The 24,574-nt window shown below is 56.8% G+C and carries 24 protein-coding genes; 7 read left to right on the forward strand and 17 right to left on the reverse strand.

What is annotated here, in order from left to right:
• Positions 1–99 precede the first annotated feature (99 nt).
• On the reverse strand, positions 100–957 hold the full coding sequence (locus tag PseAD21_RS14535; RefSeq protein WP_102356284.1) for an SDR family oxidoreductase: 858 nt from the start codon (positions 955–957) through the stop codon (positions 100–102).
• A gap of 188 nt (positions 958–1,145) precedes the next feature.
• Between PseAD21_RS14535 and exbB the strand changes: the two genes are divergently transcribed.
• The 6 genes from exbB (at position 1,146) to PseAD21_RS14565 (ending at position 8,098) form a co-directional block, all read left to right on the forward strand.
• A complete protein-coding gene (gene exbB / locus PseAD21_RS14540; protein WP_102356285.1) occupies positions 1,146–2,141 on the forward strand; it encodes a tonB-system energizer ExbB in 996 nt (331 codons plus the stop codon).
• Positions 2,142–2,147: 6 nt separating this feature from the next.
• A complete protein-coding gene (exbD, locus tag PseAD21_RS14545; protein ID WP_102356286.1) occupies positions 2,148–2,576 on the forward strand; it encodes a TonB system transport protein ExbD in 429 nt (142 codons plus the stop codon).
• Complete coding sequence (locus tag PseAD21_RS14550; protein ID WP_102356287.1) at positions 2,573–3,325, forward strand: energy transducer TonB; 753 nt, start codon at positions 2,573–2,575, stop codon at positions 3,323–3,325. The genes exbD and PseAD21_RS14550 overlap by 4 nt, the downstream gene beginning before the upstream one ends.
• A 278-nt stretch (positions 3,326–3,603) precedes the next feature.
• Positions 3,604–4,533: a hydrogen peroxide-inducible genes activator gene (locus PseAD21_RS14555; protein WP_025112699.1), complete on the forward strand. Its 930-nt coding sequence runs from the start codon at positions 3,604–3,606 to the stop codon at positions 4,531–4,533.
• Positions 4,534–4,542: 9 nt separating this feature from the next.
• Positions 4,543–6,618, forward strand: a complete 2,076-nt coding sequence (recG, locus tag PseAD21_RS14560) for an ATP-dependent DNA helicase RecG (RefSeq protein WP_102356288.1) — start codon at positions 4,543–4,545, stop codon at positions 6,616–6,618.
• Positions 6,619–6,697: 79 nt separating this feature from the next.
• Positions 6,698–8,098: an aminoacyl-tRNA deacylase and HDOD domain-containing protein gene (locus tag PseAD21_RS14565; RefSeq protein WP_102356289.1), complete on the forward strand. Its 1,401-nt coding sequence runs from the start codon at positions 6,698–6,700 to the stop codon at positions 8,096–8,098.
• 271 nt (positions 8,099–8,369) lie between these two features.
• On the opposite strand, the gene PseAD21_RS14570 is transcribed toward PseAD21_RS14565, so the two are convergent.
• Positions 8,370–8,753 (reverse strand): helicase, encoded by a 384-nt coding sequence (locus PseAD21_RS14570; RefSeq protein ID WP_003229522.1) that lies wholly within the window; start codon positions 8,751–8,753, stop codon positions 8,370–8,372.
• Positions 8,754–9,267: 514 nt separating this feature from the next.
• Between PseAD21_RS14570 and PseAD21_RS14575 the strand changes: the two genes are divergently transcribed.
• Positions 9,268–9,639, forward strand: coding sequence for a DUF6124 family protein (locus tag PseAD21_RS14575; protein WP_027610398.1), 372 nt, complete (start codon positions 9,268–9,270; stop codon positions 9,637–9,639).
• Between the two features lie 51 nt (positions 9,640–9,690).
• Here the strand turns inward: PseAD21_RS14575 and PseAD21_RS14580 are convergent, their stop codons facing one another.
• The 15 genes from PseAD21_RS14580 to PseAD21_RS14650 all read right to left on the reverse strand — a co-directional run bounded on the left by PseAD21_RS14580 (position 9,691) and on the right by PseAD21_RS14650 (position 24,572).
• Positions 9,691–10,131 (reverse strand): hypothetical protein, encoded by a 441-nt coding sequence (locus PseAD21_RS14580; protein ID WP_102356290.1) that lies wholly within the window; start codon positions 10,129–10,131, stop codon positions 9,691–9,693.
• Positions 10,132–10,191: 60 nt separating this feature from the next.
• Positions 10,192–11,280: a M48 family metallopeptidase gene (locus tag PseAD21_RS29660; RefSeq protein ID WP_102356291.1), complete on the reverse strand. Its 1,089-nt coding sequence runs from the start codon at positions 11,278–11,280 to the stop codon at positions 10,192–10,194.
• A 61-nt stretch (positions 11,281–11,341) separates the two neighbouring features.
• The gene (locus PseAD21_RS14590; protein ID WP_102356292.1) at positions 11,342–12,100 is read right to left on the reverse strand and encodes a lysozyme inhibitor LprI family protein; all 759 of its coding nucleotides are present in this window, start codon (positions 12,098–12,100) and stop codon (positions 11,342–11,344) included.
• Positions 12,101–12,102: 2 nt separating this feature from the next.
• Positions 12,103–13,011, reverse strand: a complete 909-nt coding sequence (locus tag PseAD21_RS14595; RefSeq protein ID WP_226500777.1) for a type IV pilus biogenesis/stability protein PilW — start codon at positions 13,009–13,011, stop codon at positions 12,103–12,105.
• Positions 12,941–13,486 (reverse strand): hypothetical protein, encoded by a 546-nt coding sequence (locus tag PseAD21_RS14600; protein WP_102356293.1) that lies wholly within the window; start codon positions 13,484–13,486, stop codon positions 12,941–12,943. The genes PseAD21_RS14595 and PseAD21_RS14600 overlap by 71 nt, the downstream gene beginning before the upstream one ends.
• Before the next feature lie 4 nt (positions 13,487–13,490).
• Positions 13,491–13,946 carry a hypothetical protein gene (locus tag PseAD21_RS14605; protein WP_003229533.1) on the reverse strand — a complete coding sequence of 152 codons (456 nt, stop codon included), beginning with the start codon at positions 13,944–13,946 and terminating at the stop codon, positions 13,491–13,493.
• Between the two features lie 87 nt (positions 13,947–14,033).
• Positions 14,034–14,543, reverse strand: a complete 510-nt coding sequence (locus tag PseAD21_RS14610; protein ID WP_003229535.1) for a hypothetical protein — start codon at positions 14,541–14,543, stop codon at positions 14,034–14,036.
• A complete protein-coding gene (locus PseAD21_RS14615) occupies positions 14,540–16,990 on the reverse strand; it encodes an alpha/beta fold hydrolase (RefSeq protein ID WP_102356294.1) in 2,451 nt (816 codons plus the stop codon). Before PseAD21_RS14615 ends, PseAD21_RS14610 begins: the two co-directional genes overlap by 4 nt.
• Before the next feature lie 9 nt (positions 16,991–16,999).
• Complete coding sequence (locus tag PseAD21_RS14620; protein ID WP_102356295.1) at positions 17,000–18,394, reverse strand: TIGR01777 family oxidoreductase; 1,395 nt, start codon at positions 18,392–18,394, stop codon at positions 17,000–17,002.
• A gap of 320 nt (positions 18,395–18,714) precedes the next feature.
• Positions 18,715–19,176, reverse strand: a complete 462-nt coding sequence (locus PseAD21_RS14625) for a hypothetical protein (RefSeq protein ID WP_102356296.1) — start codon at positions 19,174–19,176, stop codon at positions 18,715–18,717.
• A gap of 9 nt (positions 19,177–19,185) precedes the next feature.
• Positions 19,186–19,662, reverse strand: coding sequence for a hypothetical protein (locus PseAD21_RS14630; RefSeq protein WP_246881617.1), 477 nt, complete (start codon positions 19,660–19,662; stop codon positions 19,186–19,188).
• On the reverse strand, positions 19,659–20,408 hold the full coding sequence (locus tag PseAD21_RS14635) for a lysozyme inhibitor LprI family protein (RefSeq protein ID WP_256588154.1): 750 nt from the start codon (positions 20,406–20,408) through the stop codon (positions 19,659–19,661). The genes PseAD21_RS14630 and PseAD21_RS14635 overlap by 4 nt, the downstream gene beginning before the upstream one ends.
• Before the next feature lie 192 nt (positions 20,409–20,600).
• A complete protein-coding gene (locus PseAD21_RS14640; RefSeq protein ID WP_102356297.1) occupies positions 20,601–21,458 on the reverse strand; it encodes a type IV pilus biogenesis/stability protein PilW in 858 nt (285 codons plus the stop codon).
• A gap of 839 nt (positions 21,459–22,297) precedes the next feature.
• Positions 22,298–22,801, reverse strand: coding sequence for a hypothetical protein (locus PseAD21_RS14645; protein ID WP_256588155.1), 504 nt, complete (start codon positions 22,799–22,801; stop codon positions 22,298–22,300).
• 1 nt (position 22,802) lies between these two features.
• Complete coding sequence (locus PseAD21_RS14650; RefSeq protein ID WP_102356299.1) at positions 22,803–24,572, reverse strand: peptidoglycan-binding protein; 1,770 nt, start codon at positions 24,570–24,572, stop codon at positions 22,803–22,805.
• Between the last annotated feature and the right edge of the window lie 2 nt (positions 24,573–24,574).

Below are 24,574 nucleotides of genomic sequence, written 5' to 3' on the forward strand. Positions count from 1 at the left end.
CTGCTCACGATGACGGTTTAACAGCCAACATAAGTGTTGAATGTTATGGCCTCATCGCGAGCAGGGCTCACTCCTACAGTTGCTTGGGGCGCCTGGAAGTCAGCACGTACCCTCGAGAATCGCGGCATAACCCTCGCGGTAACTCGGATACGTCGGCGTCCAGCCCAACGCCTTCGCCCGCGCATTGCTGCAGCGCTTGCTACCGGTGCGGCGCACGCTGGCGTCGTCCGCCCACTCGGTAACCCCCAGATAATCGCGCAGCCACGCGACCACCTCGGCCAGCGGCGCCGGCGCGTCGTCCACACCGATATAGATGTCTTGCAACGGTTCACCCCGACGATCCGCTTCCAACAGAAAAGCCATTAAGCCGGCAGCGTCATCGGCATGAATGCGATTGCCGTACAGCGGCGGCTCGACCGCCACCCGATAACCGCGACGCACCTGAGTCAGCAGCCATTCGCGACCCGGGCCGTAGATGCCAGTCAGACGCAGGATGCTCGCAGGAATGCCGCTGTTAAGCGCAACCTGCTCGGCTTCGAGCATCAGTCGTCCGGAATAGCCGCTGGCGACGGTCTCTGAGTTCTCGTCGACCCACTCCCCTTCCTGCTGGCCATACACGCTGCTGCTGGACACGAAGATCAGCCGCTCGGGCACCTGGCCATAGTCGCCCAGCCAGCTCAGCACGTTCTGCAAACCCTGCACATACGCGGCGCGATAACCGGCCTCGTCGTGATCGGTGGCTGCCGCGCAATACACCAGGTAATCCACCGCGCCGAACGGCCAAGCCTCGGGGCAGTCTTCCTTGAACAGGTCACCAGCCACACCAATGACGCCCTCAGGCAGACGCGAAACGTCGCGACGCAGGCCGTGCACTTCCCATCCGCCGACCACCAATTGCTTGGCCAGACGGCTCCCGACATCACCACAACCGGCGATTAAAACCGAAGGCGCAGACATTCAAAAACTCCCGTTACAAGGGCTTAAACCACGCTCACCGGGTGACGAGTGGTTAGCAATCAAGGAAAAAAAGAGACTCTATTACTTTAGTTAACAAGAATTACTTGCAATAATGCACGTCACTTTTGTTCTCGGCCTCACGAGGCCTGGAAGAGCATCACCGTTTTTCTATCTCAGGTCCGGCCAGCATGACACGTAATCAATCCCCCGCTTCGCCAACCACACGACCTCGCGCCTGGAGCGCGGTGGCGGCCCTGTTGCTCAGCCTGATGCTGGCACCGGTTGCAGCCCTTGCTGACGCCACCGCCCCCGCTGCCAACCCGGCGACCGCCACCGCTCCACAGGACGTACCGAGAAATCCTGACGGCAGCGTCGACACATCCTCACTGCCGCCAGAAGTACAAGCATCCCTGGCCAAGTTCGGTGAACTGGCAAAGCAGATCGACCCGCAACAGCTGGAAGCCGACAACACCCTGGGCATGGCCCACGACCTGTCGCCATGGGGCATGTACCAGAACGCCGACATCATCGTGAAAATCGTGATGATCGGTCTGGCCATCGCCTCCATCATCACCTGGACCATCTGGATCGCCAAAGGCTTCGAGCTGATGGGCGCCAAGCGTCGTCTGCGGGGTGAAATCGCCGCCCTGAAAAAAGCCGCCACCCTCAAGGAAGCCAGCGCGACGGCTGCCAAAGAAGGCACCCTGGCCAACCTGCTGGTGCACGACGCCCTCGAAGAGATGCGTCTGTCGGTCAACAGCCGTGAAAAAGAAGGCATCAAGGAGCGCGTGAGCTTCCGCCTTGAGCGTCTGGTCGCTGCCTGTGGCCGCAACATGAGCAGCGGCACCGGCGTCCTCGCCACCATCGGTTCCACCGCGCCGTTCGTCGGCCTGTTCGGTACCGTGTGGGGCATCATGAACAGCTTCATCGGCATCGCCAAGACCCAGACCACCAACCTCGCCGTCGTCGCGCCGGGCATCGCCGAAGCGTTGCTGGCCACCGCACTGGGTCTGGTCGCAGCGATCCCGGCGGTAGTGATCTACAACGTGTTCGCCCGTTCCATCGCCGGCTACAAGGCGCAGGTCTCCGACGCTTCGGCGCAGGTCCTGCTGCTGGTCAGCCGTGACCTCGACCACCAGCCTGAGCGCAGCAGCTCGCAGCCGCACATGGTCAAAGTGGGGTAATCGGCCATGGGCCTGCATTTGAAAGAAGGCGCAGACGACGATCTGGCCGAGAACCACGAAATCAACGTCACGCCGTTCATCGACGTAATGTTGGTGCTGCTGATCATCTTCATGGTGGCCGCGCCGCTGGCCACCGTGGACATCAAAGTCGACCTGCCAGCCTCGACCGCCAAACCGGCGCCGCGGCCAGAGAAACCGGTGTTCCTCAGCGTAAAAGCCGATCAGCGCCTGTACATCGGCGACGACGAAGTCAACGCCGACACACTCGGCGCAATGCTCGACGCCAAGACCCAGGGCAAGAAAGACACCACCATCTTCTTCCAGGCCGACAAAGGCGTGGACTACGGCGACCTGATGAGCGTGATGGATAAATTGCGCTCGGCCGGTTACCTGAAGGTCGGCCTGGTAGGCCTTGAGAGCGCAGCCAAGAAATGATCACGACGCGCCATAAGCTGACGCGTTACAGCGGTAGCCTGGCCGTGGTGCTGGGCGTTCACGCGCTGGCCATCGCGCTGGCGCTGAACTGGACCGCCCGCCCGCCCATCGAACTGCCGCCGCAGGCAATGATGGTCGAGCTGGCACCGGTTCCGGCCCCGCCACCGCCTGCTCCGCCGAAAGTCGTCAAACCGCCGCAGCCACCAGCTCCGGTCGAAGAGTTGCCGATTCCGAAACTGGCTGAAGCACCGAAGGCTGAAATCGCGGTGCCGAAACCTAAACCTAAACCGAAGCCAAAGCCTCAGCCGCCGAAGCCCGTCGAGAAAAAGCTGCCAGATCCGCCGAAGGAAAAGCCTTCCGAGGAAAAACCGGCCGATACGCAACCGACCCAGGCACCGACGGAGAAATCCGCTCAGCCGGCACCGGGCCCGTCGCCCGCGCAAATGGCCGCCAAGGCCAGTTGGCAAGGCACCCTGCTCGCGCATTTGGCGAAGTACAAAAAGTACCCGCAAAGCGCACAGGCGCGGGGCAAGGAAGGCTTGAACCGCCTGCGCTTCGTGGTCGATGGCGAAGGCAACGTGTTGTCGTTCGAACTGGTGGGCCGCTCCGGCAACGCCGATCTGGACCGGGCCACCCTGGAAATGATCCGCCGCGCACAACCGCTGCCCAAGCCGCCGGCCGACATGCTCAACAACGGCTCGATCGAAATTGTTGCGCCGTTTGTTTACTCCCTCGAACGCCGCCGCTAAGGCAACGCAAAACCTGTAGGAGTGAGCCTGCTCGCGATAGCGGTGTATCAGACGATAAATTATTGACTGACACGACCCCATCGCGAGCAGGCTCACTCCTACAAGGATTCTCCGCCATCTGAGAGAACCAAGCCAAAAAAGGCACCGAAAGGTGCCTTTTGCGTATCCACGCGCGGCAAACCGACATTGCCCGGTGTCGCATTCCTCACTCAGTCTGATAACGTGCGTCTATCGATTGCAGCCGTTATGCTTGGCCCGCAACTTCATGGACGCTCGCTATGACTCTCACAGAATTACGCTACATCGTTACCCTCGCCCAAGAGCAGCACTTCGGCCACGCGGCCGAGCGTTGCCACGTCAGCCAGCCGACCCTGTCGGTGGGCGTGAAAAAGCTTGAAGACGAACTCGGTGTGTTGATTTTCGAGCGCAGCAAAAGCGCCGTGCGCCTGACCCCGGTCGGCGAGGGCATCGTTGCCCAGGCGCAGAAAGTCCTGGAGCAGGCGCAAGGCATCCGTGAGCTGGCCCAGGCCGGCAAGAACCAGCTGACCGCCCCGCTGAAAGTCGGCGCGATCTACACCGTCGGGCCGTACCTGTTCCCGCACCTGATTCCGCAACTGCACCGGGTCGCCCCGCAGATGCCGTTGTACATCGAAGAAAACTTCACCCACGTGCTGCGCGACAAACTGCGCAACGGCGAGCTCGACGCGATCATCATCGCCCTGCCGTTCAACGAAGCCGACGTGCTGACCCTGCCGCTGTACGACGAACCGTTCTATGTGCTGATGCCGGCCCAGCACCCGTGGACGCAAAAAGAAACCATCGACCCGGCCCTGCTCAACGACAAGAGCCTGCTGCTGCTCGGCGAAGGCCACTGCTTCCGCGATCAGGTGCTCGAAGCCTGCCCGACCCTGACCAAGGGCAACGACGGCGCCAAGCACACCACGGTGGAATCCAGCTCGCTGGAAACCATCCGCCACATGGTCGCGTCCGGTCTGGGCATCTCGATCCTGCCGCTGTCGGCGGTGGACAGCCATCACTACGCCCCGGGGGTGATCGAAGTACGGCCGTTGTCGGCGCCGGTGCCGTTCCGCACCGTGGCCATTGCCTGGCGCGCCAGCTTCCCGCGACCGAAAGCCATCGAGATCCTCGCCGATTCCGTTCGCCTGTGCTCGGTTGCCAAACCCGCAGCGCCGGTTACGGCCGGTTAAGCGAGCGTCATGACTGAGCTGTCGCAAGTGTCGGTGACGGCACTCAAGGGTGTCGGCGAAGCCATGGCCGAGAAACTGGCCAAGGTCGGTCTGGAGAACCTCCAGGACGTGCTGTTTCACCTGCCGCTGCGTTATCAGGATCGCACCCGCGTGGTGCCGATCGGCCACTTGCGACCGGGCCAGGACGCCGTGGTCGAGGGCACCGTCAGCGGTGCCGACGTGGTCATGGGCCGGCGTCGCAGCCTGGTCGTGCGCATGCAGGACGGCACCGGTGGCCTGAGCCTGCGCTTCTACCATTTCAGCAATGCGCAGAAAGAAGGCCTCAAGCGCGGCACGCGGATTCGCTGCTACGGCGAAGTGCGGCCCGGCGCCTCGGGGCTGGAAATCTACCACCCGGAATACCGCGCCATCACCGGCGACGAACCGCCACCGGTGGACGAAACCCTGACCCCGGTCTACCCGCTCACCGAAGGCCTGACCCAACAGCGTCTGCGCCAGCTGTGCATGCAGACCTTGACCCTGCTCAAGCCATCCACCCTGCCCGACTGGCTGCCGAGCGAACTGGCCCGCGACTACCAATTGGCGCCACTGGCCGATGCGATCCGCTACCTGCACAACCCGCCCGCCGATGCCGATGTCGATGAACTGGCCCTCGGTCATCACTGGGCCCAGCATCGTCTGGCCTTCGAAGAACTGCTGACCCATCAACTGTCGCAGCAGCGTCTGCGCGAGAGCATGCGCTCTCTGCGCGCACCGGCGATGCCGAAAGCCACGAAGCTGCCGCCGAAATACCTGGCCAACCTCGGCTTCAACCCGACCGGCGCGCAACAGCGCGTGGGCAACGAAATCGCCTACGACCTCAGTCAGCACGAACCGATGCTGCGGCTGATTCAGGGCGACGTCGGCGCGGGCAAAACCGTGGTCGCCGCCCTCGCTGCACTGCAAGCGCTGGAGGCCGGTTATCAGGTCGCGCTGATGGCGCCGACCGAGATCCTTGCCGAGCAACACTTCATCACTTTCAAGCGCTGGCTCGAACCGCTGGGCATTGAAGTCGCGTGGCTGGCCGGCAAGCTCAAGGGCAAGAACCGCCTCGCCGCGCTGGAACAGATCGCCAGCGGCACACCGATGGTGGTCGGCACCCACGCGCTGTTCCAGGACGAAGTGCAGTTCAAGAATCTGGCGCTGGTGATCATCGACGAACAGCACCGCTTCGGCGTGCAGCAGCGTCTGGCGCTGCGGCAGAAAGGCGTCGGCGGACGCATGTGCCCGCACCAACTGATCATGACCGCCACGCCGATTCCTCGAACACTGGCGATGAGCGCCTACGCCGACCTCGACACCTCGATCCTCGACGAATTGCCGCCCGGGCGCACCCCGGTCAACACCGTGCTGGTCACCGACACCCGCCGGGTCGAAGTCATCGAACGGGTGCGCAGTGCCTGCGCCGAAGGGCGTCAGGCCTATTGGGTGTGCACGCTGATTGAAGAGTCGGAAGAGCTGACCTGTCAGGCCGCCGAAACCACCTTCGAAGACCTCACCGCCGCCCTCGGCGAGCTCAAGGTCGGGCTGATTCACGGCCGCATGAAACCCGCCGAGAAAGCTGCGGTCATGGCCGAATTCAAGGCCGGCAACCTGCAACTGCTGGTCGCCACCACCGTGATCGAAGTCGGCGTCGACGTGCCTAACGCCAGCCTGATGATCATCGAAAACCCCGAACGCCTGGGCCTCGCACAACTGCACCAATTGCGCGGCCGCGTCGGTCGGGGCAGCGCGGTCAGCCATTGCGTGCTGCTCTACCATCCGCCGCTGTCACAGATCGGTCGCCAGCGCCTGGGCATCATGCGCGAGACCAACGATGGCTTCGTCATCGCCGAAAAAGACCTCGAACTGCGCGGCCCCGGCGAAATGCTCGGCACGCGCCAGACTGGCCTGCTGCAATTCAAGGTCGCCGACCTGATGCGCGACGCCGACCTGCTGCCCGCCGTGCGCGATGCCGCACAAGCCTTGCTGGAGCGCTGGCCGACTCACGTCAGCCCGTTGCTCGACCGCTGGCTGCGCCACGGGCAGCAATACGGCCAAGTGTGAGCACCGTCGCAGTTTCTCAAAGCCCGCCGCGAGCAAGCTGGTTATACTCCTGCCATTGTTTCAAAAACGGATACAGACCATGACTGACGCAGCTCTCGCCCCCGAACTCCCGCACGCGCCGTCTGTAATTCGGCTGTTGCTCGGCAAGCTGGGTATCGCCTACGAAGAAGTGCTCGACCACCACGGCCTCAATGCTTCGCGCAAGGTACAAGCCGTATTGCTGGACGATGCTGTGGGTGCGCTGATGGTGCTGTTTCCGCAGAGCCAGTTGCTCGACCTCAACCGCCTCGCCGAACTCACTGGCCGGCGCCTGACCGCCGTGTCCACCGAACGCCTGGAAAAGATGCTCGGCAAACACAGCCTGAGCCTGCTGCCGGGCCTGCCGGCGCTGACCAGTTCGCCGTGCCTGTACGAAGAAAGCCTGCTGCGCGAACCGAAGTTGCTGATCAACTCCGGCGAGCCGGGCCTGCTGCTGGAAATCGCCAGCGAAGACTTCAAGACCATGCTGACCAAGGCCAGCGCCGCCAACTTCGGCGAAGCCCTGAGCAGCATCCGCCCGAACCTCGACCGCCCGGACGATGACCGCGAGGAAATCACCCAGGCCGTGCAAGCGTTCACCGCGCGGCGCATCCAGCAGCGTCTGGAAGCGACCATCGAGATTCCGCCACTGGCCGAAACCGCGCAAAAAATCATCAAGCTGCGCGTCGACCCCAACGCTACCATCGACGACATCACCGGCGTGGTTGAAACCGACCCGGCGCTGGCCGCGCAAGTGGTGAGCTGGGCGGCATCGCCGTATTACGCCTCGCCGGGCAAGATTCGTTCGGTAGAAGACGCGATCGTTCGCGTGTTGGGCTTCGATCTGGTGATCAACCTTGCGCTGGGCCTGGCCCTCGGCAAGACCCTGAGCCTGCCCAAAGACCACCCGCAACACACCACGCCGTACTGGCAGCAGTCGATCTACACCGCCGCCGTCATCGAAGGCCTGACCCGCGCCATGCCGCGCGCCCAGCGCCCGGAAGCCGGCCTGACGTATCTGGCCGGTCTGCTGCACAACTTCGGCTACCTGCTGCTGGCCCACGTCTTTCCGCCGCACTTCTCGCTGATCTGCCGCCACCTGGAGGTCAACCCGCACCTGTGCCACAGCTACATCGAGCAACACCTGCTCGGTATCAGCCGCGAACAGATCGGCTCCTGGCTGATGCGCTACTGGGACATGCCAGACGAACTGGCAACCGCCCTGCGCTTCCAGCACGACCCAAGCTACGACGGCGCCTACGCCGAATACCCGAACCTCGTCTGCCTGGCCGTGCGCCTGCTGCGCAGCCGCGGCATCGGCTCCGGCCCCGACGAAGACATCCCCGACGCCCTGCTCGAACGCGTCGGCCTGAGCCGCGACAAAGCCAATGACGTGGTCAGCAAAGTCCTCGAAGCCGAAGTCCTGCTGCGCGAACTGGCGTCGCAGTTCAGCCAGGCCTGAACCAAAACAGGCCCGCTCCCCCAAGGTTTACACAACCCCTGTGGGAGCGAGCCTGCTCGCGAAGAATCCACCACGATCCAACTGGCTCAGCAAACTCTTGTGGCGAGGGAGCTTGTCGAATCGTCGCACCGTCCCGCTCGACTGCGCAGCAGTCGCAAAACCAGCCAACAAAATATGCCTGACACAACAAGGCCTCAGGGTTTAGGGCCGCTCCGCAGCCCAGCGGGAGCAAGCGCCCTCGCCACAAAAGCTCTTCTGATCAAGACTCGGCTCAAGCCTTAGGCTTGGCCTTCCTCGGCTTCAAATACTTCATCAATCCCTGAAACCACATCACCAGCGCCGGATTCCCCTTCAGCTGAATCGACTTGTCCTGAATCCCCTGCATAAACGCCAGCTGCTTATTCTTCGCCTGCATCGTGGCAAAGGCATAACCCGCATCCTTGAACGCAATCGCAAACGCCGGCTCCGCCACCACACCAGACTTGCTGGTAACGCGCTGATTCTTCACCACGAAATGCCGCGCCACTTTCCCGTCCAGCGTCTGCAGCTGAAACACCAGATCCTTGTCACCCAACTGCTGCTGGAACGCAGGATTTGTCCGGCTGGCCTTACCCATCAACAAACCCATCATCCACAGAAGAAAACGAAATTTCATGCGCACAGCCTCAAAAGGAAAATGAACGGCCGGGGCAGTGTAAGGGATTCAGACGATAACGCCACTATCAGCCGCTATTGGAAGATGATGCAGCCCATTTCCCGCACGATGACCGCCAAGTCACGCTTCTGCATCCCACTTCCTACACCTGTTGAAACACATCCCTGTAGGAGCTGCCGAAGGCTGCGATCTTTTGATCTTCCAGCCTGCAAATCTATGGGAAATTTCCTGCAAGGCGTGGTGTTGTGCGTGAACTAGGCAGGATGATGGTTCATCGATAGCCTCAATAGGTCACCACGAATTGGTGATACGGACGTGCAAGTCCAGACTCGTTATGCATTCAGTTATGGCTATTCGCCGGGCGTTTTCCTATGCTCGCGAGCTGTTATGGCGGCTGTGTATGGGAGGCCTTCGGGTCTGCCGGTTTCCGAGTCCGGTCTTGCACACCTATACACAGCTGCCACCCTCTCGAAGCAAGCGAAACGGTGTTGGCTCCATAACTCGGAAAATATCTATGATCAAACCAACACCCAATCCCCCCGAAACCCCAGACATATCGCCCTACGAATCGCTGGAATCCAAGAAATTCCACGAAGCCGCCGAACGCGCCCTCGACCACCACTTCAAGCCGCGCACCGAATCCCAACCCAAACGCGAAACCGGCCTCTTCAGCCTCACCCCCGGCACCGACGCCGAAGCCCTCATGGCCAACGCCTCCGAAGACCTCCTGTCCATCAGCGCCATCGCCTGCGACCTCGCCGACGACCTCCACGGCTCCCGCCGCTCGGTTGCACTGGCCCTGAGCAGAATGGCGGATGGGGTGCGATTGATGGTGGAAGGGACGCTCGACCACATTGAAGTGCGGAACCTGGCAGCCAAGTCGTAGCGGGATTTACGGATGAAAAAAGGGGACGTTAAGTCCCCTTTCTTGAAGATTTTATCCCCACTGACAACCCGTCTCTGGGGAGGCCTCGATGCTGAAGTCTTCATCGAACGAATACTGTTTGCCGGATTTGTAATTCGTGTAACGCATCGAGTTCACCCGAGCGCCTTGCGTTGCAATGACATACTGCCCCGTCACTGCACCGTCTGAAACTTCCACCCAAGTCGTCGTGAATTCGTAGGGGCCGTCCTCCGTCATGACGTATTCTTCGGTTCGGTGATGAACCAGAGCAATGGCGTTCTTCGACTTGCTATACCTGACACTTGCGCCGCTCCATTTGGCGGCCGCGTCGTAATAGGTTCTGAATTCAAAATCGATATTTTTGCCTTCCAGCGAGCGGAAGCACCTTACCTGTGTAGAAACTTCACTGTGCGCAGCCAGTGGCATTAGAAGAAGCACAGAAATAAACGCAGGCAAAAATTTCAAACCGAACATTCCTTTAGCGGTTTCATGAGGTATCAGAAAACACATCTACAGCAACTCAACGAGCGTTGATCACGCCTCGGGCGCCAAAGCGCGGCGCTCACCCACCCTCGCCGGGATCTTCGAAGCCTTCCCCGCTTCAGACATTCGCGATGAGTATTGCTTGTATGCCGCCACCGCCCGCTCTTTATCGTTCAGGGCCCAATAACTGTCAGCGAGATTCAGGTAAGCAACCGTCCTGTTTGGGTGGTTGGCAATCACTGCATTGAGCAACTCAATCGACTCAGCGTAGTAACCCGCCTCGCCCAGTAAAAACCCAAGGTCGTTGGACCAGCCGGGACGCTGCGGGTAGTAGTACTTTGCGACGATATAGCTTTCCGGGGGACAAGTGTCATGCGAGCCGCCGCCCATCAACGCGTAGCTCATCGTATCCTTGAAGGAAGAGTCATCACCCTTTCGGTAGGCTGCCAGCGCCATATCCAGCAAATCAGCCGAATCGACGGTCATCAATTTCTTTCTCACGCCCTTAATACTGCCAGTACGAGCAACCTGCAGCTTCTGCAGCGCTTCACGCCCATCGAAAGAAGCGAGAGTGATGGGGCCCAATGTCTGCACCGGCAACTCCACTACGCTGACAAGCGACCGGTCACAGGAGTCGTTGTTCGCCACTTCCAGGAGAGCTTTCAGCTCAAACTGCTTTGAACCTCTGTTGAAGGCGAACAACAGGTTGAAGTTATAAACCGCGTTATCTTCTTCGCTGGTTACTAGCGCGATGTAATCCCCAGCCTCAACGAACGGCTGCTTGACCACAGCTTCCTCAGCCTGTGGATCAATGACGGTCATGACGCCAGGGCGACCTTTGAGTACATGGACGCTGAAGACACCCTGAAGCGCAGACGAGTACTGACTTTTGATCAGAGGCAGCGCCTTCGACGTATCGAGCAAGATGTCCTCATCACGTGTCTGTACCGGCGCAATCAACAATCGGTTGGAGGCCTCGTCCGCATCTCCTGCCAGAACAAATACGTTTTGCCGTGATGCATCACCCAGCAAGCTAGCCGGAATTTCCTTGAGGACTTGGGGCGCAGCAAGCGCGGGAGAACCCGGTACAGCGACACAACAAGTTAGAGCGCAGAGAACGCTCTGCAATACGCGTTTCACTTTCTTCAATCCTTGATTCAATCAAATGATGTCCAAATACACCCCAATAGAGCTTGTCCGATTACGCACCGGGTTCAGGCGCGCCGCACTTTAGTTCTTCAATTCGCTCATTCTGGATCGGTATCACACAAGCGAGCCGCTTCTCTCCTTCCCCACGAAGCTCGAACAAGCTGAGCGTCAGGTGTAAACCATCAGCAGCAAATGCATGATCCTCAAACAATGCACTGGCATAACCATTCCAAAACGATTTGCCGTCAAAACTGCAAAACCGCTTGGAGGACAGAACTCTCCAACCGCCGTTGGGCGCCAGAATCTGGACCGTCAGGCATGGGCTGCCAAAGGTGCTGACATAACGTGCCACGACATTGCCGAAGCGCTGGGAGCCGGACAGGTACACCTTGTTGAGATCGAGCACATTACCCGGCTCATCAGCGACGATTGTGTCCAGGTAAGCCGCACGCTCCAGACTCAGTCTGGCCATGCAGTTGTTGATCGTCGTGACATGCGCTGCCACCCCTGGCTCGATTTCCGTGGCTTCAAGCGGGCATGTGGTGTCGCGTAGCTTGATCCAGGCGCGCTGGGATTCTCTGGCCATGGCGACCAGCGCCTTGCCCTGCTCAGGGTCAAGCCGTTGTTGAGCCTCAAACCGTCCCAGCAGTTTCTTGTAGCTGGCATTGAGTTGCGTGTCGGCTTCCTTGCGGGCTGCCTCCACACACCGATCGACCTGGGCGCTCACGGTGATTTCCTTGCAGTCGTCCTCGGCCATCGCAAGAGAGGCAAACAGGCATACAAAGGACAACGCGATAAAACGCACAAACATGTTCAATTTTTCATTCCCTGAATTGCGGATCGCTCAACTACGCGTCGAGGTATTTTCTGCGCCTTGCCGTCGGCGCTCATCGCGTCGCGGTACTGGCTGTAATAGCGCTGCGCTTCATCTTTGCGATCAAGGCGCCAGAGTGAATCGGCGATGTTCAACATCAGTACTGTGCGTTTACCGACGGCCTCAACGCCGCGATACAACTTCAGCGCCAGTGCATCGTTGCCGCCCTCGGCTAAATAGAAGCCAAGATCATTAAGACCCTGAACATTTCGAGCCGGTGGATGGCAAGCCATGTACGAATCCGCCCCCATGACCAAGCTCCATTCGATCTCGCTGGCTCGATATTGCGCAGATTCAATGTTCGAGAGGGTTTTCAGTAGTGCCTGTGGGGAAGGTGTCTCCATTTCAGGTTTGAGTACTTCACCCTCGTCGGTAGTCCAGCTATTGCCCACCCATTTGCCAGCGCAGAACTGATCATCACGCTGAAGCAGCACACAACCGGTCTCCATCGAAATCACATCGCAGTGACTTCGTGACTGGAAGCTGTCTTCACCACTCCCGTCTGACAACATTCCATACATCGTTTGGTTCACGAGTAAGGTCTTCTTGTCAGGGCTAAGCCATCGAGGAAGGACTTCGACCCCGATATCGGTTCCGTAGAGCGGGAATGTTTTTCCATTCGCGGTAAAGGTCGCGCTCGCCGCTTCCACTGAGTGTTCGGGCCATACTTTTGCTTTCAAATGCAATGTCAGTGTGTGCCCGTCGACTCCAGTGACTCGCACTTCTTCTGCCGTAGCCCCATTCGCCAGCAACAGACTCGCGAGCAATAGTGCGGATCTAAGGCTGCCCATACTCGATCCTTTTAGCCGCAGGGCTTGTTTGCTGTAACTGTCTTTCAGTGATGCCATAAGCCTCTATGAGCCCTTCCCAGGACCCCTTCGAACCAAACGACCGATAACTATTGCTGTAGCTGTAATGCTCCAACCTTCCAGCGGTGGAGTAATACCCGCGCCACTCCGGGCAGGATCCACACCCGCCATAACCGCCGATGAACACCAGGCTGCCCTTGCTTCCTTTTACACAATCCATCTCCACTGCCACGTTACTCAGCATCTGAGTCTTCTTACCGTCAGACGTGAGCTGTGAAACCTTGTCGATATTGCGCCGCAACACTTTGCCGCCAATGTTGATCGTCTGATCGGAGCAGACCGGTATGAGGTGGGTTTCTGCGTCATCCACCGTCACGGATCGGCAGGACGACACCATCACCACTTCAACGCCGCCACATTGCATGACATCGCGCTGGGTGTAGGCGTCCTTGGGAGCGGCGAAAGCTGGAAACGAGAGCAACAGCGAAAGGCTGCTCGCAAGAAGACGGTTCATCGACTCACTCCTCATCGATCGACGGTGATTCCACGTCGGTCATGCCAAGCAGCCGGAACTCATTGTTCACGAATTCGTAGTACCGATCCCGGTTACGGTTTTCCAGGCGATTTCCCTGGGCGTCTTCTTCGCCATCGAGCGTGACGCCGGAAATGATGATCAAGCGACTATCGGGCAAATACGTCGTGTCGAAAGTGCTGCCGTCATAGGCATTCGGAAGACCGCCAACGACATCACCGGTCTGGGCGTCCAGCACTTCGCCACAAATGGCGCCGCCGCCACAGCCGAACCTGTACAGGATGTAATGGCCGGCGAAGTTGACCTTGCCTTGCAGGGCCTTCGCCCGGGTGCTGTCCATGACCGGGTTGCTTTGTTCCTGCTGCACCGGTTCATGGTTGGGGCCGCTGAAAACGGGGGTGACGGCGTAATCCTTGAAGTCGGGATCGGCGGCGAATGCCATGGAAGTGGCAGATGATAGCAAGCTGCCGAGAACAATCGAAAATCCTTTCAAGTACTAACTCCATAACAGCAGTGGGAAACCGTTGGCTTACTCGGACTGACCTTCATAACGCTGTGTCTGCGGGTTGAATTGCCACAGATGTGGCCGCGTCATGCCCTCTTCGCCCTTGTAGCGAATCCGCCCTCGCTTGTCCCTAATGTAGGAGTAGATCTCGATGTCCTTGAATTCACCGCCACCTTTAGGCGGACCGTCCAGAACTTTGACCCCGGCGAAGTAATCGCCACCCGAATACTTCAAGTAACCACGGCACTGGATCAGGAAGGCGAATGTGCTGTCCATCGAAGAACCAATGCCTACGCGGGAATTGAAGATGAAGTCTTCGATACCATCGCCGTTTAGGTCGCCACGGAAGACTACGTGGCCTGGCTCGATAGAGAATTCTTTTCCATCGAGACTGGAAAGTATGTCTTCCTGATCTCCGCTGCTCTCCGGCCATTGAGATAAGAAATATTTAGAGTCAGTTTCCTGATTGCAGACACCTGCCGCCATAACGGCTATCGGCAACCAGCTCATGAATAACACCAGCAGTCGTTTCACTTCACATCCTTCGAATTCATCAATTCCAATTCACCATCCCGATACAACACTTCGCACCCGATCCACGCCAGATCCACCTGCGGCATCACTGCCGAGGGCTTGCGCAGTTCCCGCAACAACGTCGAACCATGCGACAACCGCCCACCCATCCGCGCAATCACCGCCCGGGCGGTCTGATAGTGCGCATGCCGCCCGGGATCGAGGGTGTCTTCGAGCAAGATGTCCACGCCGAGAATGCCTTGCACTTGCCCCGGATAAATCATGAAACCGGTGGCCTGCTCCGCACCTTCGCGACCGTCCTGCCAGAAGCTGCCGTCGCGAGTGCGTACGTCCGGATGCGGCGCGAACCAATGTTCGCGATCCGCCATGGGCATGGCGTGGTACAGACGGAAGAAGATGCGCATCAGGTTGTCGCGATACCACTCGCGTACTTGCAGGTAGTAACCGCGCAGGCCCGGCATGCCGGTCGAATGGGCGAGGCGGATCAAACCTGGCCATTGCGGGAATTGCTGTAGCGGCAGATCGCTCGACGCGGGCCGAGGGGTTGCCGGATCGGTTTCCCACGGCAATCGATGAGGACTGTTTTCCAGATTGTCGTACGCGGTCGGCGGGCGGCCCAGCCAATCACCACCGCTGCTGGCCAGTGCAGTGGCAATGCACAAATTGCCTTGCACCACGAACACGTAGAACCGGGTGAACCAGTCTGCTAATTGCTGGCCATTGGCACTTTGGGCGACCAGTTCGGCCAGCTCCCGATCGAAGCGCTGCAAACCGTTTTCAAGGTTCAGCAAATGGCCGCGAGCCTTGCGTTGCATACGCAAAAACAGCGGCAACGAACGCAGCATCTTCAGCGGTTGCCACGGCAGATGCGGCGTCGCACCACCAACTTCACCGGCGTAGTTATCGGCGCTGATGCCCCAGTCGGCCAACCGGGCAAGAAACAGGTCATTGTTGATGTAGGACGCGCCGCCGAACACAGCAGTGAACGGCTCGTTGTCCTGCAACACCCGCGCATCCCAACGCGCCATGATCGCCGGAATACTCGTTGCCGCGCGGCGCTGGGCGTACTCCACCAGCACGCTCGGTTGCGGCGGCAGGATCTCGGCGATGTTGGCGGCGGTCAGGTGCCGGCGCCAGCCGTAGTCGCTGATCGGCCGGTATTGCAGAAGCCAGAGTTGCGAGCCGTCCCAAGCCCACTCGACGTCGCCGGGTACGTAGTGGAACACGCGCAACACGTCTTGCAGAAAGCGCCACAGCAGGTCTTCGGTCAAGCCGTGGGACGGCGTGAACGTGCCGCTGCGCCACGCATCGCCGAGTCGCGAAAGCGTTGCTCGTGAGGGGCTGACGTGACCGTCGGCCAACGATTCGAGATGGCCTTCAACCCATTCCAGTTCTACAGACAGATGTCGCACGAAGGCGATCCCGGAAACTACCGGCGTGATGAAGCGTTGCACCACCACTTCCTCGACGCCTTCGGCCGTCAGTTCGGCGATACGTTTCGGCACATTGGCGGGCGGCTCGCGCAGATAGGTGGTGCTCAAACCGGCATTCGCCGAATCGGCCTGATCCTCGCCATAACTGGAGGAGCGCACCGCCCAGGTCACATCAGGTTGGGCGGCGAGAAAAGCCGGCAGACGCGGATCGCTGCAATCGTTGAGCGTCAGCGCCGCCGGCACCGCTTGCCGCGCCAGTTCAGCCAGGCGCAAACGCCCGCCCTTGGTGTGCGCAACAAACCCGCGCTCGCCCGACTCCAGCCATTGCGCAAACTGCGCGGGCGAGTCGATCCATGGGTAATGGCCCCAACCGGGTTTGAGGCTGATAGTCAGATCAGCGCGAGCGAGAATCGCCGACCACGCCGCCGCTTGCTCGATACCGAGCACCGCATCCTGATCACCCCAGACCAGCTCGACCGGATCGGTGATCCACTCCAGCAGTGGCAGCGCGGTGTCGGCGCGAATCAGATCCCAGTGCGGCACGAACGCACGACAGCGCGCATAGCCGGCGCCCATGCGCTGGTACTGCGCGGGCGTCCAGGTCTGGTTGGAGAACTTGCGCGCGAACAGTGTGGGCTGGTTCGACAGCAGCCAGTGAATGGTCTTGCGGATCGGCAGCGGCGACATCAGTGCAGGCAACCGCCGCTGCCACAGAAACGCACCGACTGGCGCCAACAAAACGCTGCGGGAAAAGTGCCCCGGCCGACGTTGCAACGCATGCAACACCAGCAACGCATTGACCCCGACCGCCGTGATCGCGCTGCCCTGCTGTGTCATCGCCAGCAAGGTCTGCGCGTAGTCCGCCAGATCCTCACAGGGCGGCTGCGGATTGGCGCCGAAACCCGGCAACTCCAGCGGCACCACTTCGTAACGTTTGAAGTGCGGCAGCGCGTCATCCCACCAATCGGCGGCGCTGCCGTTGCCGGCCAACAGGTACATCAAGGGCTTGCTCATGAGCGATCCTCAGGTCAGATCGCGCAGAGCAGCGTCGAGGGTTGGATAACGGAATGTGTAGCCGGCCTCGGTCAAACGCTGCGGCACCACGCGCTGACCGTCGAAGAACAGCTGCGCCATCTCCCCGGCCAACGCACGCACTGGCGCTGCTGGAATGTGGAACCACACCGGGCGCTTGAGGACTTTGCCGACGTTCTCGGCGAACGCTGCCTGACTGACGGTTTCGGGCGCGACCATGTTGTAGGTGCCGCGCAAATTTTCATCGTGGAAGGATCGAGCGATCACCTGAATCACATCATCGCGATGCACCCAGCTCATGATCTGCCGACCATCGCCGATGCGCCCGCCGAAGCCCAGGCGGAACGGCATTAGCAACGGTGTCAGCGCACCACCCGGGCCGAACACCACGCCGAGACGCAGCACCACCTGACGCACGCAAAATTCCGTGGCCGGTTGCGCGGCGGCCTCCCAACGCGCGCAGAGTTCGGCCATGAAGCCGTCGCCCTTGCTGGCGTGTTCGTCGAGGCTTTCGCTGGCATCACGCACGCCGTAGAAACCGATGGCCGAGGCTTGAATCCACAGTGCTGGTTTGTGCTCGGTGTTCTTCAACCAAGTCATCAACGCTTCGGTGGTGCCGACTCGGCTGGCGAGCAGTTGCGCCCGACGCTTGGGACTCCAGCGTGGACCGGCGACGGGCGCGCCGGCGAGATTGATCACTACGTCGAAGGCTTCGTCGTGGCTGAGTTCGCTGAGCGAATGCACACAGCGGACGCGGCCGTTGAACAGAATGGCCGCGTTCAACGGATCGCGCGTCAGGACGCTGATCGAATGGCCGGCGTCGAGTAATTGATTGACCAAGGCTTCACCGATAAACCCGGTGCCGCCGGTGATCAGCACGCGTTTGAAAGCGCTGCCAGCAAACGGACTGGATGAGCTCGGAGTCTTTACTGAAGTGGATTTTCGGCGGTCATGGTGATATAGCCAAACCAGCGGCGGCAACAACACCAGCAACGCAAAACCATCGAGCCACAGGTGCGACCAGACCTGCTGTTGCGCCGAGAGCCACATGTCCTGCGGCGCCCATAACAGGATGCCGGCGATCAACCATCCCCACGCCATCGGGGCTTTCGAGCGATTGCCGATGTGCACCAGCGCGAGCATATACAGCGCATAACTTTGCAGCGTCGCGCCGAACAGCGCGAGCCACCAGACCTGTTGTTCGTGGCCGGCCGCAGGTACCGCATCGGCGCCCCAGAATGCGAGTTCGAGGGTGTGCAAATAGCCGTCGAGTAAACCGGAGTGACCGGCCCAAGTCAGGGTGAGGCCGGCGAGAATGTGCACGATTGAGGCGGCGTATAGCCAGAGTACTAACGCGGGGCGAAGGGAGATCGAGGGGGCTGGCATTCCGTGTCCTGAGCGCATTCCTTGGGGGGTGGGGAGTTTAAAGGAAAATCGCAGTCGTCAGATGCTCAAGCATTAAACGTTTTAGCGTGAGGGATTCAGGCTCAACGCGTGCGAAAGCGCATCAAACATGCCCCCAAAACTCAGATGCAGCGACTAGCCTTGATCGGCGCGGTGCCTGACGATCCCAATCGCCCCACTTGAAGAGGCCCAACTGATTACCTTTGTCAGCCGCCATTTGATAACAGGCTAACGCCCGAGACATATCCTTCGTTCTAAGCTCGCCACAACAAACCGTTTCACTGTGTTCTTCCTTGAGTCATTCAGGCTTTGCGTTTGGAGAACCGGGTGACGCATTGCTTGGGTATGTTCATTTCCCAGTAGGTGCTGAGCAACGCTTTACGCTTTTTGTCGACACGCAAATTAACGAAACCATCGCCGCAGTCCGGCTGCAACTCTTCGAACGTGCCGGTTTTGACTTGGTAAATGAACACCCGGTAGTAGTCGTAAGTACCCATGCCGTCATCAAGCTGCCAGATCGCGAAATCCTGGGCGCCGTCGAAATTGAAATCGTCGAACTGCATGTGGAGTTCGTTTACGGCTTCAAAATCGACCGTCCGCGACTCGTTATGCGTTTCGCCTTTAACCGCGACGTTCAGCGTGGAGCCTTTGAGAACCAGCGTTGTTTCAACGCCTTGGGTTGGGCTGAACGTAGCGGTTTCGGCTAGCGACGGGATCGTCCACAGCAGACCCAGCAGTGATAACGCTAAAGTTTTGAAATGCATGTACTCGCCCTATTCCCACTTGCATCCGGACTCCGGAGAGGAGTCGATGCTGGTATTGATTCCGAAGCTGTACACCTTGCCGTTGGACTGCTTTGTGTAAGACATCGAGACGATCTGCGAGCCTTGTGTCATCAACTCATAAGTGCCCGTGACCTCGCCGTTGATGACTTCGGACCAAGTTCTGGTGTGCTGCCAAGGCGCGTCCGGATCGAGGATTTCATTCTGAGAATCCGTCAACACAATGGAAATAGGCTCGCTGGATTTGGCGTACTTCACAAAACCACCGGACCATTTGCTGGCTTCGTCATAGTAGGTACGGAGTTCGAACTTTACCGGGCTCGATTGGGATAGTTCGAAGCAAAGTGATTCGGTGGTGACTGCACTTTGAGCGCCTAAAGGAAATAGCGCAAAAAAGAGAAAGAAAAGTTTATGCATGCTCATCCAAGTCGTCGCTTTCGCGCGAATGCTCTGGCTTGTCCGTTTCAACGTCTGCTCTTGTCCGGTGCCAAAGCCAATTGGCGAGCACGCTCTATCGTCGCGCGAATTAGGCAGGCATCGGACCACTCACCGAAAACAGATTTATGCGATTTCGGGTCGGCCTGGCACTCCGCATCTCGAAATTTCATCCAGGCTCTTTGAGTTTCCCTCAGTGCTTTCTGACCGCTTTCGTCCAGCCGACTCATACGATCCCGATATACAGAGTTCAACAATGCATCCGCGTCAGGAACCATCAGATCAAGAACACCATTTCCCGAGGGAAACCACTCAACGTCCGCCAATGCCTGTTCGCTTTCATTGTTCCAATTGTAGAGGCCGTTTTCTTCGATCTTCAGTGTGGCGGATCGCTGATGGTGATTCGTCGGATCACTCTCGCTGACCTCCGAGCGATAAACAATTTCCAAATAGATAGGGTCGGTTGTGCGCTGAGGATCATTCAATAGCGTTTGCCGAACAATGGCCCGTTGCTTTTTGCTCTCAGTGATCTCTATCGAAAAGCACGGATCCGGCCCAGGACGTTCTGCGGACGCCTTCCTCTCCAGGCATTGATTACGAACCGCCATGGAAGGGGTATCCGAACCGCCACCCACATCAACGACTCTGACAAGCAACCGGACTTCCGGATCCTTGGAAAAGTCGGCCTGAAGGATGGTGGCAATCATCGTGCCCTCAGCCATGACCACAGGCGACAGTATTGAAAGTAAAATAATGAGACTGAATCTGAAAATCTGCATTCCTTGGCGTCCATAAAAAAGTCAGTGACCCGTTCAATTCTGAACGGGCCTGCGACAGAAGATAGAGTCAGAACCGAAAAACGGGCCAGATCTATTTAAGTTCTCAACCAAATTCAAAGCGGTCGAGCGCAAAAAATAGATCGGCCCCCTTTGATTAAATTATCGATTTCCTTGCCTACTTTCGCAACTTCACTAATTCAATCTTTCCTTAACTCTGCTAGGAATTTTACTTTCCATACTTTTCTTCTTCATCGCACCAAGGTATTCAGCATAGTACTTTTTTGCCTCGTCACCCTTACCAAGCGCCCACAAGGAGTCAGCAACGTTGAGCTTTAACGGCACCCTATCCGGTGCTACAAGTAATAAACGTTTATAGATTTGCATTGCCAAAAGATGCTCACCTCCCTGAGCAAAATAAAACCCCATGTCGTTATATTCAGATATATTATTTTCCGGGGGATAACATGCCATATACGAGGGGACGCCCATGAAAATATGATCCCTCAGAGAACTAGCACGCGATTGACTTTCAGTATCCCGCGAAGCATCAGAGATTAAAAGCCTTGGAGACTTACTTCCTTTGGAAAAATCAAAAAACTCTCCCCTCGAAGTCTTCCACTTATCATCCTGCCATGTCCCTTCACACTGTTGCGCCGATCCTATGTTCTTAATACAGCCCGTCTCCATCGAAATCACATCACAATATGCCTGTGAAGAAATAATGGTAGTTCCCTCGTCATCCACCACCTCCCCAGCATTAGTCCGTTGAATGATCAAATATCTATTATCAGGAGAAATAGAATCTGCATCAGGGTTCGCTACGACCCCATCCTCCGAAGGCTCCATCCCAATTGGAACGGCATAAATTTTGAACGATACTGCGGCGGACCTATATTCTACGTCACGCCATCCACCGTATTTTTTATCGAAGCTTTGAGCACTTAAGGAAGTGCCTTTTACTCCTTTAACTTCCATGGCCTTTGGTTCTGCTTGAGCCATCTGCAATGACGCAAAACTGGAAAGAACAAATAAAAAAAATACATTAAACATTGAGCGCAGCCTTTAATTTAGTAAATCTTGGTCCCGGATCCGTCATTTCAGGGCGACCCGGCCCGTAGATATCCAAAATCTTCCGTTCATATACTGAGTGATTACTTCCCCAAGTAGCTATGTCTTTGCTGACGTTCGGATTCTGCAAAAAGAATTCATCCAAAGCTTTTTAACATTGGCTGCAACCTTACCTGGTCTATTCACATTTTCATCCAAAGCCGTTGCCTGTCCCAGCGCAGAACGAAAAACCTTACCAATTGAAAAACTATACGTATTTGGCACTTTCAGCAAAACATCTCTCAATCGGTCTACAAAGTCTGTAATCTGAAGCTCGACATATAAAGGGCTGCCGACTGTGGGAAACCGGGGACAGACCACGTTCTTTGAAAATTACTGAAAAATGGTCTGTGCCCATTTAATTTATTGGAAGCTGCCGGTTCTGGGCTGGTAAACAATAATCCTGTGGATGTTGTGCGTACCCATCCCGTCATCAAACTGCCAAACTGCGAAGTCCTTCATCCCGTCGAAATTGAAATCATCGATCTGCATGCGCAGGTCGCTTTCTGCTTCGAAGTTGATGGTTTGGGACTATCTGTGCTCGTCGCGTGTTACCGAAAACGCGAGCGAAAGCCCCTCCGATATGAGCGCCGCTTCAGTGCCTCGGGTTGGGCTGAAGGCGGTTAGCTCAGCTTGGGCGGAGACCGTCCACAACACGCCTAGTAATAACCCGGCAAATAGTTTCAAGCGCACGTACACGTCCTAGCTGCGGTCGCACAATACAAAACAGGACGGCTTTATTGATTGACCATTGACATAAATAAATCGCTCTCCTCTATTAGCTATCTTGACTCACCTTCATAGAGCTTAGTTTCCGAATTAAAACGCCAAACATGAGACGTTGTTAGCGCCTTACCATCTCTATGCATAATCTGATCTTGCTTGTCTCTATTATAAGAATAGATCTCAATATCTCTAAACAAACTATTTTCCGGGTGAGTATCAAGAACTTTCACACCAGCAAAATACTCACCACCAACATTTCTTAAAAATCCGCGACACTGAATTAGAAACTCATAAATAAAATCACCACTCGACCCACCACTGGAAGTTGAAAGATAAATGAAATCCTTTACTCCATCGCCATTAATATCTTCACTAATGACAATTTTCCCTTCCTCAATTGAAAATTTTTCACCATCAACCCGAGAAAGCAAATCAAAATCACGCACACCCTCCGTCCACGGGGACAAAAAATACTTAGCACCCCCTGCCGGAGAACACACATCTACAGGAGCAGCGTTGGCTGCAGTCGCAAGAAATGCGAATATAAAAAGACACCTCATATCAATTCTCCATAACAAATGTGTTACGACCGGTTCTGACCGCCCCTTGAACCTCACTGGTTCCATAAACGATGGCGACAGCGATGGTATCATTCAAAGCTTGCAACGCGTTAAATAACTTTGTTGCTAGTGCAGCTTCATGCGCTTCCCCCCAACTAGCAATTGGGAGTTGCCAGTTAACTCCTCCCGATGTATTAATTGTGTTTTGAAGAACATTGCGAAGCCTATTGTACTGCCCCCCACTAACAACATGTGAAGGCCGCCAAACATGCCAACGCAAAAGTATAGCCACTGCTTTTTCGGAGGTGTAAATAGCTCCTACAGTACTATTTACGACCACAGATCCAACATTGAAGCTGATCGGATCAGTCAATATCTCCCTTAATCTAAGCTTAGCCATAGACCACATCGTTGATCTATATTTAGGAATAGTGCGCGCAGCCATACTAAGACGATAAAACCAATGCCACGTTTTTAAGTAATTAGCTTCATCTTCCGAGGCGGCCAATTCTGTAAATTCACTCTCGGAGTGAGTTGTTTGGGAAACAGCGTAGCTATCATTCGCAAGCTTGACCCAAGCTGCATAGGTCATTAGATCTTCGTCATAAAAACCCGGGGCACCCCACTCTTTCGTCGGGTACAAACCGAAGTTACCAAAAACTTTTTCAAAAACTTCAGGCTCACGATTTTTCAGGTATGCCATAAACCCAGGAAGCTCACCTTTCCCATAAAGATTTATGGGGGCTGGTGCAAACAGCCCCATAGTCCAATGGCAAGGGCCGCCAGAAATAAGAGCATTATCCCAAGCGTTTAGTACGTCAAACCGACCAAAACATTCTGCTTCCGCAACCACCCTTATCGTTCGATATGTTGAAAGGGATGGGCTATTGAGTTGCGCCGGATTAGCAGGTGCGCCGGTTATTTTCTCAACTGTCATTTCAGTCTGAGATGACCAACTATGCACTTTACCCGCATTAGGTCCACCAAAGTTTCCGCTCTGATAGTAACCAACTGCATGATATTCTGTCTGAGCTCGACCATCTGGAAAAGTGAAGTAACTACTGAAATCTCTAAACGCAACTCTCGGGCCGCCTTCAGTAAAACTATCATGAGCCCAAACATTGCAACCTTTTTCAGCCAAATCAGTCCTGGATCCCCCAGCCATCCTCCACGCTTCAAAAACAACAGGGCATCTATAGTCACTATTTAGCCAATGTTCTATTGCAGTTCTGGTTTTTTCATTTACCACACCACTTATCGGACCAGTATACCTAGCAGCATTCGCTACTGACTGAAGACTATCAACATAATAACTCACGGGACCAATGGTTGATCCGCTAACGGCCGGGGCCTTTCCAGCTTTAGCAACTACTCCTGCGGAGCCGTCATAGTAAACATCCAAGTTATTTATTCGCACAGGAGAGCCAGCCTGATCCAATAGCAACTGACCTCTTTTTTCATTTCTCACACATGCAACCTGCACCATTGAAGCATATATTTGAAACTCCCGAACAGCCCACTCAGTTCTAGGTCCAAACTCTCCAGTAGCTTTTCCGAGAACAGAGAACCCTAAGCTAATTAGATCCTCTTGAAGCTTTCTCACGTGCTCTGGCACAGCTAAAGCAGCACTGCTTCCGGATGTCACCCCAGCTGTTTCAGCATTAGTAACGGTAACCGGTGGGTTCTCGACCCCGCCCCAACGTGGAGGTGTATTTTGTGCTGGTTTACCATCGTGATCCTTCCTACGGAGATCAAAATTCCCGTAAATCATTA

The organism is Pseudomonas sp. AD21, assembly GCF_002878485.1.
In the GTDB taxonomy this organism is placed as follows: domain Bacteria; phylum Pseudomonadota; class Gammaproteobacteria; order Pseudomonadales; family Pseudomonadaceae; genus Aquipseudomonas.

What these genes read in the sequence shown, in the direction of transcription:
- PseAD21_RS14615 (WP_102356294.1), bottom strand. Translation starts at nt 16,990, where the DNA reads ATGAGCAAGCCCTTGATGTACCTGTTGGCCGGCAACGGCAGCGCCGCC.
- PseAD21_RS14570 (WP_003229522.1), bottom strand. Translation starts at nt 8,753, where the DNA reads ATGAAATTTCGTTTTCTTCTGTGGATGATGGGTTTGTTGATGGGTAAG.
- exbD (WP_102356286.1), top strand. Translation starts at nt 2,148, where the DNA reads ATGGGCCTGCATTTGAAAGAAGGCGCAGACGACGATCTGGCCGAGAAC.
- PseAD21_RS14535 (WP_102356284.1), bottom strand. Translation starts at nt 957, where the DNA reads ATGTCTGCGCCTTCGGTTTTAATCGCCGGTTGTGGTGATGTCGGGAGC.
- PseAD21_RS14605 (WP_003229533.1), bottom strand. Translation starts at nt 13,946, where the DNA reads ATGGCATTCGCCGCCGATCCCGACTTCAAGGATTACGCCGTCACCCCC.
- PseAD21_RS14590 (WP_102356292.1), bottom strand. Translation starts at nt 12,100, where the DNA reads ATGTTTGTGCGTTTTATCGCGTTGTCCTTTGTATGCCTGTTTGCCTCT.
- PseAD21_RS14550 (WP_102356287.1), top strand. Translation starts at nt 2,573, where the DNA reads ATGATCACGACGCGCCATAAGCTGACGCGTTACAGCGGTAGCCTGGCC.
- PseAD21_RS14635 (WP_256588154.1), bottom strand. Translation starts at nt 20,408, where the DNA reads ATGCAGATTTTCAGATTCAGTCTCATTATTTTACTTTCAATACTGTCG.
- PseAD21_RS14555 (WP_025112699.1), top strand. Translation starts at nt 3,604, where the DNA reads ATGACTCTCACAGAATTACGCTACATCGTTACCCTCGCCCAAGAGCAG.
- PseAD21_RS14600 (WP_102356293.1), bottom strand. Translation starts at nt 13,486, where the DNA reads ATGAACCGTCTTCTTGCGAGCAGCCTTTCGCTGTTGCTCTCGTTTCCA.
- PseAD21_RS14575 (WP_027610398.1), top strand. Translation starts at nt 9,268, where the DNA reads ATGATCAAACCAACACCCAATCCCCCCGAAACCCCAGACATATCGCCC.
- PseAD21_RS14645 (WP_256588155.1), bottom strand. Translation starts at nt 22,801, where the DNA reads ATGAGGTGTCTTTTTATATTCGCATTTCTTGCGACTGCAGCCAACGCT.
- exbB (WP_102356285.1), top strand. Translation starts at nt 1,146, where the DNA reads ATGACACGTAATCAATCCCCCGCTTCGCCAACCACACGACCTCGCGCC.
- PseAD21_RS14650 (WP_102356299.1), bottom strand. Translation starts at nt 24,572, where the DNA reads ATGATTTACGGGAATTTTGATCTCCGTAGGAAGGATCACGATGGTAAA.
- recG (WP_102356288.1), top strand. Translation starts at nt 4,543, where the DNA reads ATGACTGAGCTGTCGCAAGTGTCGGTGACGGCACTCAAGGGTGTCGGC.
- PseAD21_RS14620 (WP_102356295.1), bottom strand. Translation starts at nt 18,394, where the DNA reads ATGCCAGCCCCCTCGATCTCCCTTCGCCCCGCGTTAGTACTCTGGCTA.
- PseAD21_RS14580 (WP_102356290.1), bottom strand. Translation starts at nt 10,131, where the DNA reads ATGTTCGGTTTGAAATTTTTGCCTGCGTTTATTTCTGTGCTTCTTCTA.
- PseAD21_RS14595 (WP_226500777.1), bottom strand. Translation starts at nt 13,011, where the DNA reads ATGGCATCACTGAAAGACAGTTACAGCAAACAAGCCCTGCGGCTAAAA.
- PseAD21_RS14565 (WP_102356289.1), top strand. Translation starts at nt 6,698, where the DNA reads ATGACTGACGCAGCTCTCGCCCCCGAACTCCCGCACGCGCCGTCTGTA.
- PseAD21_RS14640 (WP_102356297.1), bottom strand. Translation starts at nt 21,458, where the DNA reads ATGTTTAATGTATTTTTTTTATTTGTTCTTTCCAGTTTTGCGTCATTG.
- PseAD21_RS14625 (WP_102356296.1), bottom strand. Translation starts at nt 19,176, where the DNA reads ATGCATTTCAAAACTTTAGCGTTATCACTGCTGGGTCTGCTGTGGACG.